This window comes from Nannocystis pusilla (genome assembly GCF_020073745.1).
Lineage (GTDB): Bacteria > Myxococcota_A > Polyangia > Nannocystales > Nannocystaceae > Nannocystis > Nannocystis radixulma.
The window spans coordinates 234,400-248,618 of the sequence record NZ_JAIRAU010000028.1 but is presented as its reverse complement, the minus strand read 5'-3'; the positions used below and the strand labels follow the sequence as shown (position 1 = coordinate 248,618).

Here is a 14,219-nt window from a genome sequence, read left to right as displayed (position 1 = left end):
TTTGTCTCGGAGCAGTCCACACGCAGGTCCGATCCACCGCCAGGCCTGAGAAAGGGAGAGCGTCATGAAGGTCAAGAGCAAGGTCAAGGCCGGCCCCACCATCGGGATGGCCTGAGCACCACCGCGGCGCCTCGCTCGGGGCGCCGCGATTCTTCTGTCAGCGTGTCTGCGAGGACAGGCCCTCCCAGACATGTCTTCACGGGCATGTCCCTGGGAGCATGCCCGGGACGCCAGGCCGCCGGCTCAGCTGGCGGCGGCCCAGCTGGGCCGCCAGGAGGCGTCGCGCAGGGTGAGGACCTCGAAGCCGTGCTCGGTGACGAGGATGGTGTGCTCGACCTGGGCGCTCCACTTGCCGTCCTTGGTGACGGCGGTCCAGCCGTCGGCCAGGATGTCGCAGTGGGGCGTGCCGAGGTTGATCATCGGCTCGATGGTGAAGGTCATGCCCGGCTTCATGCGCAGGCCGTTGCCGCGCTTGCCGACGTGCGACACCTGCGGCGCCATGTGGAACTCGCGGCCGATGCCGTGGCCGCAGAAGGCCTCGACGACGCCGTAGCCGTGGCGACCGTGGGCGAACTCGTAGATCGCCGCGCCGATGTCGCCGATCCGCTTGGTCGGCCCGACCTCGGCGATGCCGAGCCACAGCGACTCGCGGGTGACGTCGACCAACTTCTGCGCCTCGGGGGTGGTGCTGCCGCCGACGACGAACATGTCGGAGCAGTCGCCGAAGTAGCCGTCGAGGGTGGTGGTGATGTCGATGTTGAGGATGTCGCCGGCGTTGAGCACCTGATCGCCCGGGATCCCGTGGCAGATGACCTCGTTGATCGAGGTGCAGATCGAGCGCGGGAAGCCCTTGTAATTGAGCGGCGACGGGTAGGCGCCGTGGCTCACGATGTACTCGTGGCAGATCTTGTCGAGCCGGCCGGTGGTGACGCCGGGGACGACGTGCGGGGCGATGTGGTCGAGCACCGAGGCCGCCAGCCGGCACGTGGCCCGCATCTTCTCGATGTCCCGCTTGCTCTTGATCTCGACTGCCACGTCCGTCTCTCCCGGCCGATCTTGCGCGGAGAATGGTCGCCAGCGGCGGGCAGGTCAAGGGCGCGAGAAGAGACCTGCCGAGGAGGGCAGGCGCACGTGAGGGTTTGGCGCCTTCTGGTAGCGAGCGGCCCGGGTCTGTGCCAAGGTTCGCCCCGCCCATGGCTGTCTCCAGCGCCGCCCCCTCCGGGTTCGGAGCCGTCCTCGATACCCTCGCCCAGCGCCAGCTGCTGGTCGTCAGCGGCAAGGGCGGCGTGGGCCGGACGACGGTCGCGGCGCTCCTCGGCCTGTCCCTGGCCCGGCGCGGCCGCCGGGTCCTGGTGGCGACAGTCGGCCTCGACGACCGCCTGGCGTGGATGCTCGGTCAGCGCACGCTGTCCGAGACACCGACGGTCGCTGGCCCCGGGCTGTACGTCCAACGCGTGGTCCCGACGGTGTGCGTCCGCGAGTACGGGGCGCTGGTGCTACGCAGCGAGCGGATCGCCGGCGCCGTGTTCGACAGCGCCCCGATCCGCAGGCTCGTGCGCGCGGTGCCCGGCCTCGACGACTTCGCGGTGCTCGGCAAGATCTGGCACGAGGCGGTGCGCGCGCGCAGCTTCGACGTGGTGGTGTTCGACGGGCCCGCGACCGGCCACCTCCGCTACACGCTGGGGATCCCGCAGGCGATCCTCAAGGCGGTCCGCGTGGGCCCGCTGCCGCGCGAGGCGCAGGCGATCCAGGCGAGCCTCGAAGACCCGGCGGTGACGCAGGCGGTGCTGGTCGGGTTGCCCGACCGCTGGCCGCTCACCGAGCTGGGCGAGATGGCGGCGTCGCTGCGCAACGAGTCGCGCGTGCACATCGGCGGGATCTTCGTCAACGGCGCGTGGCCCGAGCTGCCGGCGTTCCAGCCCGGCCCCCCGGAGCTCGACCCCGACGGCCAGGTGGCTCGCACGCTGGCGGCCACCAACGTGGTGGCGCAGCAGGCGGCCCGTCAGCGCGGCCACGTCGAGGCCTGGCTGGCCGGCGAACACGCCGCGGAGCGCCGCGTGCCCCCGGTCGTGACCCTGCCGTGGCGCTTCCAGGGCTTCGCCGGGCTGGCCGACATCGACGACGTGCTGGCGACGCTCGAGCCGCGGAGGGCGGCGTGAATCAGATGGTCAATCGGACAGGTCCCTCAGGACATGACCTTCAGGACGGGTCGAGCTCGACCAGCGCCTGGCCGGCGTCGACGGCGACGCCCTCGCCGACGTGGACGGCCTTGACCGTGCCGGCGACGGCGGCGAGCAGCTCGTTCTCCATCTTCATGGCCTCGACGATGACGAGCGGAGCGCCGCGCTCGACGCTCTGGCCGGCGCTGACGAGCACGCGCACGACCCGGCCGGGCATGGGCGCCTTGACGAGCCCGCCGCCGGCGCCGCCGGTGCGACCGACCGCGAGCGCCGCGTCGCGCGCGGCGGCCTGGGCGGTGCGGACATCGAGCGCGACGGCGACGCCACCGAGCGCGGCGGCGGTCGGCAGGTCGCGGTCGTCGAGGGTGACGATCCGCTGGGCGACCTCGCCCTGCACGCGCACGTGGCTGCGGCCGCCGGCGACGGCGGTGACCTCGTGGGTGACGCCGTCGACGATGACGACGGGCGGATCGGAGGCGGTCACTCGGGCGACGAGCTCGCGCTCGCCGACCCGCACGACGAATTCTCGGGCGCTCACGGTCGGCGAGACTACGTCACTCGACGCTGGCGCGTCCACGACCCCGATCGGGACGGTGAGCGGGCGATGAACGAGCCGAGGCCAGGAGGGGACCCGCTGTCCGCGGGGCCGTCGCGGCGCGTGCTGCTGTGCGTGGGCCCGGGCGGGGTCGGCAAGACGACCTGTGCGGCGGCGCTCGCGCTCGGGGCGGCGCGGCAGGGCAAGAAGGTGCTGGTGGTGACGATCGACCCGTCCCGCCGGCTGGCGCAGGCCCTCGGGCAAGACCGAGCCCGCGCCGGCGAGGAGCTGCCGGTGCCGCTCCCGGGCGACGGCACCGGCAGCCTGCACGCGCTGCTGCTGGCGCCCGACGTGGTGTTCGACCGCATCGTCCGCGCCTACGCCGAGTCGCCGGCGGCGGCCAGGCAGATCTTGCAGAACCCGATCTACCGCACGATCGCCGAGAACCTCGGCGGGGCGCTCGAGTACGCGGCGATGGCCCAGCTGCAGATCCTGCACGCGGAGCGCCGCTACGACCTGATCGTGCTCGACACGCCGCCGACGGCCAACGCGATCGACTTCCTCAGCGCGCCCGAGCGGATCCACGAGGTCGTGACCAACCCCGCGACCCGCATCATCACCGGCGGCGGGAAGATCGGCGCGCGCCTGCTCGGGGTCGGCAACGGGGTGGTGCTGAAGGCGCTCGGGGCGATCGGCGGCGGCGAATTCCTGGCCGAGCTGGGGGCGTTCCTGCGCGACTTCGCCGGGGTGCTGTCGGCGTTCCAGCAGCGCGCCGGCGACTTCTCGACGCTGCTCACGTCGCCCGAGACGGGGGTGGTGCTGGCGACGTCGGCGTCGCCGCTGAGCGTCCGCGAGGCGCTCGACTTCCTCCGGGTGCTCCACGAGCGCGGGCTGCGGGTCGACAGCGTGGTGCTCAACCGCGTGCTGCCGCCGTTCCCGCCGCCGCCGCCCGCGGAGGCGGTGTGCGCGACGCTGGCCGGGCAGGTCGAACCGGATGTCCTCGAGGACATGTGCCAGCGGGTCCTGCAGGTCTACGCCGGGCTGCGCGTGCAGGGCGAACAGTCGGTCGCGGCCGGGCAGGCGCTGACCCGCGCCTACCCGCGCCTGCCGCTGTGGCTGCTGCCGCTGCGTGACCCGGCGCCGACCAGCGTCGACGACCTGGCCCAGCTGGTGGCGCAGTTCGTCCGCTGGGCTAGGGGGTGACGGGAGAGCATGTCCGCAGGGGCATGCCTGAAGGGGCATGTTCTTCCGGGAATGTTTTATCAGGCATGTTCTCTCGTGCGCTCGCGGCTCAGCGAGCAGCAGGCGGCGAAGGCCGCACGCCGCGGCGCGAGTCCGAGCTGGCGCATGTCCCGAGAGACAGGCAAGCTCGCTCCGCGGGCCGCTCGCGGGGACAGGTCCGCGAGGCGCGTTCCCCAACGGGCCGCCCCGCGTCGGCGCGAGCTGGCCCGCGGGACAGGTTCAGAGCGGCTGGCCGAGCAGGGTGCGCACGGCCGCGCTGGCGCAGGCGAGGCCGAAGGCGCCGGTGACGAAGCTGGCGGTGCCGTAGATGACGTTGCGGTGCATGCAGCCGTGGAGGTCGTTCTCGCCCTGCGGGCACACGCAGCGGAAGCCCTCGCCGCCGTCGTAGTCGAGGTCGAGCGGGTCGCGGGCGGGCTCGGGCGAGTAGACGGCGGCGATGCCCCACGGCTCCTTGTCGCGGTGGGGGAACTCGTGGTGCTTGCGCAGCAGCTTGCGGGTGGCGGCCAGGAACGGGTCGTTGTCGACGGCGTTGAGGTCGGCGATCCGGATCTGCGTCGGGTCCATGCGGCCGGACGCGCCGCCGGAGACGACCAGCGGGATCTGCCGCTTGCGACAGGTGGCGATCAGGTGGGTCTTGGCGGCGAGGTTGTCGATCGCGTCGACGACCAGGTCGGGCGCGCCGGCCAGCAGCGACTCGCTGGCCTCGGCGTTGTAGAACTCCTGGCGCGGGACGACCTCGCAGCGCGGGTTGATGAGCCGCAGCCGCTCGGCCATGACGGCGGCCTTGGGCTTGCCGGTGGTGCCGCGCACGGCGTGCAGCTGGCGGTTGGCGTTGGTGACGCAGATCAGGTCGAAGTCGACGATGGTCAGCTTGCCGACGCCCGAGCGCGCGAGCGACTCGGCGGCCCAGCTGCCGACGCCGCCGAGGCCGACGACCATCACGTGGCTGCCGAACAGCCGCTGCATGCCGGCGTCGCCGACCAGCCGACCCATGCGGTCGAAGCGGCGGTGGAGCTTGTAGGTGCTGGTCTCGTCGTCGGCGGTGACGGCGGGCGCGGTGGCCTTGCGCCCGGGGAACAGGCCGGCGCTCGGGATGAACTGCGTGGTCATGGCGAGGCCGGAGTATAGAGGTCGGAGGCCCCGGGTCGAGGGCCCGCGGCCGCGACTCAGGGCACTAGCGAGCCGCGCCCGCTAGCCGCAGCGCTCGGCCTCGGAGAGGGTGCGCGCCGCCATGACGCACTTGGCGTGGCGCGCGTAGACGAGCTTGCCGCGCAGCTGGAGCAGGGCCTCGGCCTGTTTGCGACAGCCGAGGCGGTACTGGTCGAGCAGGCGCTCGACGGCCTCGCCGTGCTCGTTGCCGGCCTCGGCGCGGAGGATGTCGGCCTTGCGCTGACACACTTCATGCGGCGGCGCGGCGCGGACGAAGGCGAGCCACAGCGCGGCGAGCAGCGCGAGGAAGAGACTGATGAAGATGGCCGCCAGCTTCATGACCGGGCTCCTCTGGGGCGACGGGTGAGGGCAGGGTCAAGGCCCGTGCTTCGGCCCGCCGGCATCGATGTGGGTCCGACGCGGATGGCTCGCGGACCCGCGTGAAAGAACGATCCTGCCACGCGCGAAGATCAACCACCACCATCGATGACGCGGAAGGCCGCGCGACGCTTCTTGGCCTGATCGTCGCTCGGGCTGGGCGCGGCGGCGGGTGGAGCGGCTTCCGCCACGGCCGGCGCCTCCTCGGCGGCAGGCTCGGCCTCGACGCGCCGCAGCTCGGGCTTGGGCTCGGCCGGCGGCTCGACCTTGGTGATCGCGTTGTCGAAGGCCGGCGCCGGCTGCTGCCCGGCGGCCTGGCGCTTGACCGACTCGGGCACGTGGCGGTCGAGCACGATGCCGCGGCCGGTCGAACGGTCGGTGACGATGTAGATGGACTCCCAGGGGAAGGAGCAGCGGGTCACGTGCCCGCCGAACGAGAGATCGGCCGCGAGACCGCTCTCGCCGAACACCAGGTCGAGCGGGTAGCTGGCGTCGAGGTCGATGATCAGCCGCTCGCGCCACTGCTGGCGGATGAAGTCCGGCACCGTCACGGAGGCGTGGGTCGCGTCGACGTGGAGGCGAGGGCAGCGACCAGCCGCGTACAGCGACTCGATGACACTCTGGACCGGGTGCACCATGGCCCGCCTAAGCTAGCGGAAGTCGACCGGACTGGCGAGGGTCGCGGCCTTTTCCGCGCGGCGCCCGGGCCACCGCGTCGCGTCGCCGGCCGATGCTCGTCCGTACGGTACGTCGCAAGTCCGCTCGCCGCGCAGGTCGTGAGCCGTGTCCACGTGCCCGCATCGGTTGCGGCGGCCCGCCCGATTTGCCTGCGCCCGCCCCCGGCGTGCTAAGCTCCGCTGGCCCGATGCAGATCCACGGCCCCGGTTATTGCTCCTGCCACGCGCCCTCGCCCGCGACGCCGGGCGCGGCGCCGTCGACCGGGTTCTTCGTGCTGATCCTGTCGCTCTCGCTGGTGCTGATCGGCCTCGTGGTCCAGGGCGTCATCCCGCTGGCGTGGTGACCGGCCGCGAGCCGCGAAACAAGTTGTTCGGGTGAAGAAGAAGTTGCTCGCGCGGCGACGGCCTGGCGGCGACGACTCGGGCGGTGGCAGAAGACGTCGCGCGAGGATGTCGTGCAGGCCGACCGGACGGGCCGCGGCTCGTGGGTTCGGCTCGATCAGCCGGTGAAGGCCGACAGCCCGGTCAGGGCCCGGCCGATCGCCAGCGTGTGGATCTCGTGGGTGCCCTCGTAGGTGTAGACCGTCTCGAGGTTGCACAGGTGACGCATGATGTGAAACTCGCCCATGATGCCGTTGCCGCCCAGCATGGAGCGCGCGGTGCGGGCCGACTCCAGGGCCATGCGCACGTTGTCCCGCTTGAGGTACGAGACCTGCTCGGGGGTGAGCTTGCCGTCCTGCTTGAGCCGGCCGAAGTGATAGGCGAGCAGGAGGCCCTTGCCGATGTCGTTGTGCAGCTCGACCAGCTTCTGCTGGGTCAGCTGGAAGCCGGCGATCGGGCGCCCGAACTGGGTCCGCTGCAGGGTGTATTCGCGGGCCCGCTCGTACACGCTCATGGCCGCGCCCACGGCGCCCCAGCCGATGCCGTAGCGGGCCTGGGTGAGGCAGCCGAGCGGACCCTTGAGGCCCTGCACGCCGGGGAGGAGGTTTTCCCGGGGGACTCGCACCTCGTCGAGCACGATCTCGCCGGTGATCGAGGCCCGCAGGCTCAGCTTGCCGTGCGTCTCCGGGGTCTGCAGGCCGGCCATCGAGCGCTCGACGAGGAAGCCGCGGATGACCGGCGTGTCGCTGCCGAAGTCCAGCGTCTTGGCCCATACGACCAGCACGTCGGCGATCGGGCTGTTGGTGATCCACATCTTCTGGCCGCTCAGCACGTAGTCGCCGCCGGCCTCGCGCTGGCGGGCGTGCGTGCGCATCGAGCCGGGGTCGCTGCCGGAGTTGGGCTCGGTGAGGCCGAAGGCGCCGATGATCTCGCCGCGCGCCATGCCGGGCAGCCAGCGCTGGCGCTGCTCCTCGCTGCCGTAGGCGTAGATCGGCCACATCGCCAGGGCCGACTGGACGGAGCAGAAGCTGCGGATCCCGCTGTCCTGCCGCTCGAGCTCGATCATCGTCAGGCCGTAGGCGACCGGGTTCATGCCGGCGCAGCCGTAGCCCTGCAGCGGGGCGCCGAGGAAGCCCATGGCCGCGAACTCGGAGATGAGCTCGCGCGGGAAGGTGCCGCGCTCGTAGTGCTGCTCGATGACGGGGGCGATCCGCCGGGCGCCGAAGTCCCGCGCGGCCTGCCAGGTCAGCCGCTCCTCGTCGGTGAGGAGGTGGTCGATCGAGAGGATGTACGGGACGCCGGTCATCGACGCGTGTCTACCACGCGCGACCGGCGGCGCTCGCGGCGACCACGAGCGCGTCGCACGTGACCCTGGCGGGTGATCGCCCGGCACCTCGGCGCGTGAAGCTCGTCACTGCGCCGGCTCACGCCCGAGGTCGATGGCCAGGACGACGGTGAGGCCGAGCAGCACGACGTTGCGCACGAGGTCGAGGGCGCCGACCGGCTCGGCCTGGACGGCGTTGCCGAAGCAGCCGCAGTCGAGGTCGATCCCCCGCGCCAGCGCCGAGCCGATCAGCGCCGTGAACATCGCCATGAGCCCGACCGACAGCCACACGCCGCCGCGGTAGAGGCGACCGCTCAGCAGCGCCAGCGCGGCCACCAGCTCGAGCATCGGCGCGGTGGTGGCGACGATGTTGACGAGGAATTCGGGGAACAGGCGGTAGTTGGGCAGCTTGGCCGCGAACGCGGCCGGGTCGGCCAGCTTGGGCACGGCGGCCGCCAGCAGCACGCCGGCGACGACGATCCGCAGGACCCACACGCCGCCGCGCCGCCAATGAGATGCCCGAGCGGACATGGTCTCGGAGACCTGGCTCATCGGACATCCTCCGGGCCGGGGCTGGACATCGGCTCGACGGGCGCGAACGAGGCGGCCGGCACCTCGACGGCCGGCGCGGGCTCGACCTCGCCGCACATCGTCTCCTCGACGCGGGGCTCCGGGACCCACGGCATGTCTGGCCGCAGGGCCAGGTGAACGAGGCCGAGGACGAGGCCCGCGGCGAGCAGCGCGAGCAGTTCGCGGACGTCACGTCGCATGGGGAGTACAAGCCTAACACCGGCTGAGGGGTCTTATTCCGCGACCGATGCGCGCAGGTGTGCGCGGGGTCGGGCCCGGGGGCGCCCGTGCGTCCGCGCGTGTGCAGCCGGCCTCGCCGCGGTCGGTCGCCGGGAATTTGCTGGCGCCCGCGGGTGCAGTGCTACCCTTGCGGGCGCGCCCGCGCAGGCGGCGATGCCGCCGGGGCCGCGATCCTCCCCTTCACGGCCCTCCGGGCCCGAACCGCCGGCCGCCCGGGCCGGACGGCGACGTCAAGGAGCCTCCGCCATGACCCATTGCAAGCTGTTCCTGCTGTGGACCCTGCTGTGTTCGCTGGCGCTGCTGCCGCGCGCGGCGGACGCTGCACCGGTCACGGTCGGCGGCAAGGCCAGCACCACCGGCGGCACCAGCGGCTCCGCCAGCGGACCGAAGAAGGGCTTCGAGCTGCCGGAGAACATCATCGGCGGCAACGCGATCACGGCGCTGTTGCCGGTGCAGGTCGGCTTCGCCGGCTACTTGCCGCGGGTCCGCATCGGCTTCCAGTACGAGCGCCAACTGTACAAGGCGCACTGGGTGTACGTGCAGATCGCGGGCCTGCTCGACCGCGGCGACTGGCACACCTTCCGCCTGCCGGAGTGCGGGCTGGGGGCGTCGCAGGGCTCGTGCAACCGCGGCACGGTGGCGGGCTTCGACCTCGGCCTCGGCTACGCCCACAAGTGGTTCCTGAAGGAGCACCCGTACCTGGTGCCTATCGCCCGCGTCGGCCTCAACGGCGGGGCCTGGTGGTACCCGTACATCACCGAGTCGCGCCAGCAGGCCCGCGAGCGCACGTGGTCGCTGAGCGTGCGCGGCGGCGGCGGTCTGCGCCTGTTCCTGCTGCGCAACCTGGCGATCGGCCTCGACGTGAACCTGGTGCTCGGGTTCACGATCTCCCGCGACCGGCCGCTGGCCCAGCCGGCCGAGACCAACGCCAACTTCCTGATCGGCATGGAGGTCCTGCCGCTCATCGTGGAGCACCGCTTCTAGGCCGTCGCGCGCGCCTTGGGCGCGAGCTGCGCGCGTGTGAAAACCCGGTTCGCGGAGCGCGGGAGATCGTGCTACCTCCCCGCCGCTCATGTCGCTCGCTGTCGGAATCGTCGGTCTGCCCAACGTCGGCAAGTCCACCCTGTTCAACGCGCTGTCGAATGCCGGCGCGCAGGCGGCCAACTACCCGTTCTGCACGATCGACCCCAACATCGGCGTGGTCCCGGTGCCGGACCCGCGGCAAGAGGCGCTGACGAAGTTGTACGTGCCGCTGAAGGAGGTGCCGACGACGGTCGAGTTCGTCGACATCGCCGGCCTGGTCAAGGGCGCGAGCCAGGGCGAGGGCAAGGGCAACGCCTTCCTCAGCCACATCCGCAACGTCGACGCGATCGTCCACGTGGTCCGCTGCTTCGACGACAGCGGGATCGTGCACGTCCACGGCAAGGTCGACCCGGTCGACGACGCCGAGGTGATCAACACCGAGCTGCTCCTGCGCGACATCCAGTCGGTGGAGGCGCGGCTGCAGAAGGCGGTCAAGAACTCGAAGGGCGGCGACAAGGCCGAGAAGCTGGCGGCGGCGACCTGCGAGAAGCTGTTGGCGGCGATGAACCGCGGCCAGCCGGCGCGGACCATCGAGCTCGACGACGAGTCGCGCGAGGTGATGAAGACGCTGCAGCTGCTGACCGCCAAGCCGATGCTGTACGCCGCCAACGTCGCCGAGGGGCAGCTGTCGGCCGGGACCTCCGATCCGCTGGTGGCCAAGGTGGTCGAGCTGGCGGCGCGCGAGAAGTCCGAGGTCGTGGTGATCTCGGCGGCGATCGAGGCGGAGATCGTCGGCCTGTCGCCGGACGAGCGGCGCGAGTTCCTCGACGGCCTCGGCGTCACCGAGCCGGGCCTGAACCGCCTGATCCGCCAGGCCTACGCGCTGCTCGACCTCATCACCTTCTTCACCGCCGGCAAGCAGGAGGTCCGCGCCTGGACGATCCGCCGCGGCACGCTGGCGCCCCAGGCCGCCGGCAAGATCCACACCGACTTCGAGCGGGGCTTCATCCGCGCCGAGGTCCAGGGCTGGGAAGACCTGGTCCGCCTCGGCTCCGAGGCCGCCGTCAAGGCCAAGGGCCTGCTCCGCGTCGAAGGCAAGGAGTACGTGGTTCAGGACGGCGACGTGATGCACTTCCGCTTCAACGTCTGATGCTGTCCCGAAGGCCAGGTCTCGGGGCGGCGATGGCGCAAAGCGCGCGAGTGCGGACGGCCGGACCTCCCGGGCGGGGTGTGGCATTTGCCGGCGGGCGATGGCACGCTCGCGGCGTGAACCTGGTTGCGCGGTCCTCGTGTCGCTCGCTCGCCGTCGCGCTCGCGGCGGCGATGGTGTTCACCCCGGCCGGCGCGCGCGCGCGTGCTCGAACCAGCTGTCCCCGAGGACAGGGCCGCGGGGACAGGCGTGGAGGGCGAGGGCGGGGCGGCGACGTCGAAGGTGCCGCTGTCGAACGACCCGGCGCTCGAGTACAAGCTCGGCACCCAGGCGTACGCGCTCGGCAACTACGAGCAGGCGATCGCGCACTTCGAGCGCAGCTACGCGCTGTCGAATCACCCGTACCTGCTCTACAACCTCGGCCTGGCGTACACGCAGTGGCACGGGCTGTCGGGCGCCGTCGACCACCTGCGCAAGGCCCGGCGGCTGTTCCAGAACTACCTCAAGGCGCTGACCGACGATCCGAAGATGGATCAGGAGCAGCGCGGCGACGCCGAGGCGCAGATCGCCAAGATCGACGAGGAGCTGGCGCAGATCGCCGCGCGCACGCCGGCGGCCACGCCGGCGGAGGGACCGTCCGAGGCCGCCAGCGCGCCGCCGACCCGCGGCTCCGACGCGCCGCCGCCGGCCAGGCAGCCGGTGTACAAGCGCGGGTGGTTCTGGGGCGTGATCGCCGTCGGCGTGCTGGCCGTCGGCGGTGGTATCACCGCGGGCGTGCTGGCGAGCCGGCGCGACGACAGGAACCCCGCCGAGCTCGGGAGCATCGGCCCGCTGCAGGGCTCGGCGCCGACCGGCCTCGGCTTGCGGTTCTGAGGGGGCGCGCGTGGTCTCGAGCCGGGAGCTTCATCCGACGTCGGGGGCGCGCTTCGTGTGCGAGCGCGAGGCGGGCGAACCGCTGCGCTACCGCGCGAGCGTGTACGTGGCCGGCGGGGCGACGGTGACCGCCGCGCTCACGTGGGACGCGGCCGGGCAGGCCAGGCTCGCGCCGACGCCGGAGGACGCGTGGGTGGCGAACGAGCTGCTCAAGCTGGCGCGGGTGCTGAAGCACAGCGGGCAGGCCCGCCTGGTCCGCTGGCGCGGCTGACCGAACGAACAGGTCCCCGGGAGCATGCTCCTTCGTGCATGTACCCGGAGACCTGCGCGAACAGGCAGGTAGCGCGGCGCGCTACCCGGTGGTGCTGTCGCCGCCGGTGCTGGTGCCGTCGGTGTCGGTGTCGGGCTCGTTGATCGGGCAGCCCTCGTCGCCCTCGTCGCAGCAGGCGCACACGGCCGTGCCGTCCTGGACCTCGCACGAGCCGAAGTCGTAGGTCGCGCCGTCGCCGTCGCCGATCTCGGTGCAGAGGGTGAAGCAGTCGGCTTCGGTCGACTTGCCCCACTTGCAGCCGGCCCAGGTGTTGGAGTCGAGGCAGCTGGGTTCGGAGCCGCTGCAGGCGTCGCCGGAGCCGCTGCCGCACTCGATGATCACGGACGAGCCGTCGTCGACGCAGCCGTAGGAGAAGTCGTGGCCGTCGAGCATGCAGGCCATGTCGAGCGTGGTGTCCTCGACCCACGCGCCGCCCTCGCAGTAGTAGGCGACGCTGCCGTAGGGGGTGCACGTGTCGGGGTTGGTGCAGAAGACCTGGCCGTCGTCGCAGGTCGCCGGGGGCTCGACCGCGTCGAGGCACTCCTCGGGCTCGCCGGTGGTGCCCACGCTGGTGGTCGGGACCTGCTCGGTGGTGGTGCCGTCGGTCTCGCTGGTGCCGTCGGTGCCCTGGGAGGTCTGGCCCTCGTCGAGGCAGCAGGTCAGGTCGCTGTCGTCGGCGGGGTTGCACCACGTGTAGCCGACGTTGCAGAAGCACTGGTCGCCGTCGAGGGTGCTGTTCGGCTCGCACTCGCCGCCCTTGCCCTCTTTCTCGCAGCAGTCGGTGTCGTCGGTGCCGGGGTTGCAGCGCTCGTAGCCCGGGTTGCACACGCAGTTGGCGTCGTTGTTGGCCAGCAGGCTGCCGCAGTCGTGGATGCCGGCGTCCTCACCGCCGGGGCCGACCGTGATCACGCAGCCGAGTGCGAAGGCGGAGGCGAAGGAGAAGACAGAAGCCAAGAAGGAGGAAGGCGGAGAGATGCGTTGCATGGCTCGATCCTGTTGAATCACCCCGTCCGACGACAGGGGCAACTGGTTGATTCTTCGCGAAAAAGTAAGCGGGCCGCGCCCCCGGCGCAGCCCGCTTCTTTCATGCCGTGCAGACGAATGCGCGAGCCAGCGCGCTCAGCCCGCCTGCTCGCCGCCGGCCGGGTCGGGGTCGACCTTCCACGTGTGACCCTTGCGCATGAGGGCGTTGATGTCCCCGAGGCCACGCGCGCGCGCCTGCCGGTTCTGCTCGTGCATGCCGATCTCGAACGACACGCCGGGCTCGGCGCTGCGGAAGAGCACGCCGACCGCGACCGGGAAGGCCGGCGGCTCGAGGCTCGCCAGCAGGAACGCCTGGGCGCGGTTGGTCTCGTCGTGGACCAGCAGATCGGCCTCGCTGACGCCGCCCTCGCCGACGGTGACGACCTCGATGTCGAGGCTGCCGGGGCGCAGGCGCAGGCCCTTGTCGTCGCCGAAGCGCATCGGCTTGCCGTGCTCGAGGTGGAGCTGCTGCTGGCCGGAGACGTCCTTGGCGGTGAAGTGGTCGAACGCGCCGTCGTTGAAGACGGGGCAGTTCTGGAACACCTCGACGAAGCCGGTGCCCTGGAACTCGTGAGCCCGCTTCAACACGGCGATCAGGTTCTTGGCGTCGGTGTCGACGCCGCGGGCGACGAAGCGCGCGCCGCAGCCGAGCGCGAACGCGGCCGGCACGACCGGGTTGTCGACCGAACCCATCGGCGTCGACGGCGAGCGCTTGCCGAGCAGCGAGGTCGGCGAGTACTGGCCCTTGGTGAGGCCGTAGATCCGGTTGTTGAACAGGATGATCTGCAGGTTGAGGTTGCGCCGCAGGACGTGCATCAGGTGGTTGCCACCGATGCTGAGGCCGTCGCCGTCGCCGGTGACCATCCAGACGTCGAGCTGCGGGTTGGCCAGCTTGACGCCGGTGGCGATCGCGGGCGCCCGGCCGTGGATCGTGTGGAAGCCGTACGTGTTCATGTAGTACGGGAACCGGCTCGAGCAGCCGATGCCGGACACGAACACGGTGTTCTCACGCCGCACCCCGATCTCGGGGAGCATGCGCTGGACGGCCGCGAGGATGGCGTAGTCGCCGCAGCCGGGGCACCAGCGGACCTCCTGGTCGGAGGTGAAGTCCTTGCGAGTGAGCGGCGGGTTCGGAGGATCGAGGGGCGTCATCGTCGTGACTCC

The 14,219-nt window shown here is 71.7% G+C and carries 17 protein-coding genes; 7 read left to right on the top strand and 10 right to left on the bottom strand.

Translation table 11 applies throughout. The features are described 5' to 3' along the window. Positions 1-243 precede the first annotated feature (243 nt). A complete protein-coding gene (map, locus tag K7C98_RS22555; RefSeq protein ID WP_224193796.1) occupies positions 244-1,035 on the bottom strand; it encodes a type I methionyl aminopeptidase in 792 nt (263 codons plus the stop codon). A gap of 158 nt (positions 1,036-1,193) precedes the next feature. Here map and K7C98_RS22550 point away from each other — a divergent pair, with 158 nt between their 5' ends. Continuing rightward, on the top strand, positions 1,194-2,159 hold the full coding sequence (locus K7C98_RS22550; RefSeq protein ID WP_224193795.1) for an ArsA family ATPase: 966 nt from the start codon (positions 1,194-1,196) through the stop codon (positions 2,157-2,159). A 40-nt stretch (positions 2,160-2,199) separates the two neighbouring features. Here K7C98_RS22550 and K7C98_RS44960 read toward each other — a convergent pair whose 3' ends face one another. Then, positions 2,200-2,718, bottom strand: coding sequence for a biotin/lipoyl-containing protein (locus tag K7C98_RS44960; protein WP_346660296.1), 519 nt, complete (start codon positions 2,716-2,718; stop codon positions 2,200-2,202). A gap of 66 nt (positions 2,719-2,784) precedes the next feature. Between K7C98_RS44960 and K7C98_RS22540 the strand changes: the two genes are divergently transcribed. Further along, positions 2,785-3,918 carry an ArsA family ATPase gene (locus K7C98_RS22540; protein ID WP_224193794.1) on the top strand — a complete coding sequence of 378 codons (1,134 nt, stop codon included), beginning with the start codon at positions 2,785-2,787 and terminating at the stop codon, positions 3,916-3,918. Positions 3,919-4,176: 258 nt separating this feature from the next. On the opposite strand, the gene K7C98_RS22535 is transcribed toward K7C98_RS22540, so the two are convergent. The 3 genes from K7C98_RS22535 to K7C98_RS22525 form a co-directional block, all read right to left on the bottom strand. Beyond that, a complete protein-coding gene (locus K7C98_RS22535; protein WP_224193793.1) occupies positions 4,177-5,067 on the bottom strand; it encodes a tRNA threonylcarbamoyladenosine dehydratase in 891 nt (296 codons plus the stop codon). Positions 5,068-5,148: 81 nt separating this feature from the next. Further along, positions 5,149-5,445 carry a hypothetical protein gene (locus tag K7C98_RS22530; protein WP_224193792.1) on the bottom strand — a complete coding sequence of 99 codons (297 nt, stop codon included), beginning with the start codon at positions 5,443-5,445 and terminating at the stop codon, positions 5,149-5,151. A 131-nt stretch (positions 5,446-5,576) separates the two neighbouring features. Continuing rightward, entirely contained in the window at positions 5,577-6,122 is a 546-nt protein-coding gene (locus K7C98_RS22525; RefSeq protein ID WP_224193791.1) for a ClpXP protease specificity-enhancing factor SspB, read from the bottom strand. A 227-nt stretch (positions 6,123-6,349) separates the two neighbouring features. On the opposite strand from K7C98_RS22525, the gene K7C98_RS22520 reads away from it, so the two are divergent. After that, positions 6,350-6,505, top strand: a complete 156-nt coding sequence (locus K7C98_RS22520) for a hypothetical protein (RefSeq protein WP_224193790.1) — start codon at positions 6,350-6,352, stop codon at positions 6,503-6,505. A 155-nt stretch (positions 6,506-6,660) separates the two neighbouring features. On the opposite strand, the gene K7C98_RS22515 is transcribed toward K7C98_RS22520, so the two are convergent. The 3 genes from K7C98_RS22515 to K7C98_RS22505 form a co-directional block, all read right to left on the bottom strand. Next, positions 6,661-7,848 carry an acyl-CoA dehydrogenase family protein gene (locus tag K7C98_RS22515; RefSeq protein ID WP_224193789.1) on the bottom strand — a complete coding sequence of 396 codons (1,188 nt, stop codon included), beginning with the start codon at positions 7,846-7,848 and terminating at the stop codon, positions 6,661-6,663. 105 nt (positions 7,849-7,953) lie between these two features. After that, positions 7,954-8,397, bottom strand: a complete 444-nt coding sequence (locus tag K7C98_RS22510) for a MauE/DoxX family redox-associated membrane protein (RefSeq protein ID WP_224193788.1) — start codon at positions 8,395-8,397, stop codon at positions 7,954-7,956. Positions 8,398-8,414: 17 nt separating this feature from the next. Then, entirely contained in the window at positions 8,415-8,636 is a 222-nt protein-coding gene (locus K7C98_RS22505; RefSeq protein WP_224193787.1) for a hypothetical protein, read from the bottom strand. A 286-nt stretch (positions 8,637-8,922) separates the two neighbouring features. On the opposite strand from K7C98_RS22505, the gene K7C98_RS22500 reads away from it, so the two are divergent. From K7C98_RS22500 to K7C98_RS22485, 4 genes are all read left to right on the top strand, one after another. Continuing rightward, on the top strand, positions 8,923-9,660 hold the full coding sequence (locus K7C98_RS22500) for a hypothetical protein (RefSeq protein WP_224193786.1): 738 nt from the start codon (positions 8,923-8,925) through the stop codon (positions 9,658-9,660). Positions 9,661-9,748: 88 nt separating this feature from the next. Continuing rightward, the gene (gene ychF / locus K7C98_RS22495) at positions 9,749-10,849 is read left to right on the top strand and encodes a redox-regulated ATPase YchF (protein WP_224193785.1); all 1,101 of its coding nucleotides are present in this window, start codon (positions 9,749-9,751) and stop codon (positions 10,847-10,849) included. A 204-nt stretch (positions 10,850-11,053) separates the two neighbouring features. Continuing rightward, positions 11,054-11,722, top strand: coding sequence for a tetratricopeptide repeat protein (locus K7C98_RS22490; protein WP_224193784.1), 669 nt, complete (start codon positions 11,054-11,056; stop codon positions 11,720-11,722). A 10-nt stretch (positions 11,723-11,732) separates the two neighbouring features. Beyond that, the gene (locus tag K7C98_RS22485) at positions 11,733-11,993 is read left to right on the top strand and encodes a hypothetical protein (protein WP_224193783.1); all 261 of its coding nucleotides are present in this window, start codon (positions 11,733-11,735) and stop codon (positions 11,991-11,993) included. Between the two features lie 81 nt (positions 11,994-12,074). Here K7C98_RS22485 and K7C98_RS22480 read toward each other — a convergent pair whose 3' ends face one another. Together K7C98_RS22480 and K7C98_RS22475 are read right to left on the bottom strand one after the other, a co-directional pair. After that, positions 12,075-13,016: a hypothetical protein gene (locus K7C98_RS22480; protein ID WP_224193782.1), complete on the bottom strand. Its 942-nt coding sequence runs from the start codon at positions 13,014-13,016 to the stop codon at positions 12,075-12,077. Positions 13,017-13,151: 135 nt separating this feature from the next. Then, the gene (locus K7C98_RS22475; protein WP_224193781.1) at positions 13,152-14,207 is read right to left on the bottom strand and encodes a 2-oxoacid:ferredoxin oxidoreductase subunit beta; all 1,056 of its coding nucleotides are present in this window, start codon (positions 14,205-14,207) and stop codon (positions 13,152-13,154) included. Between the last annotated feature and the right edge of the window lie 12 nt (positions 14,208-14,219).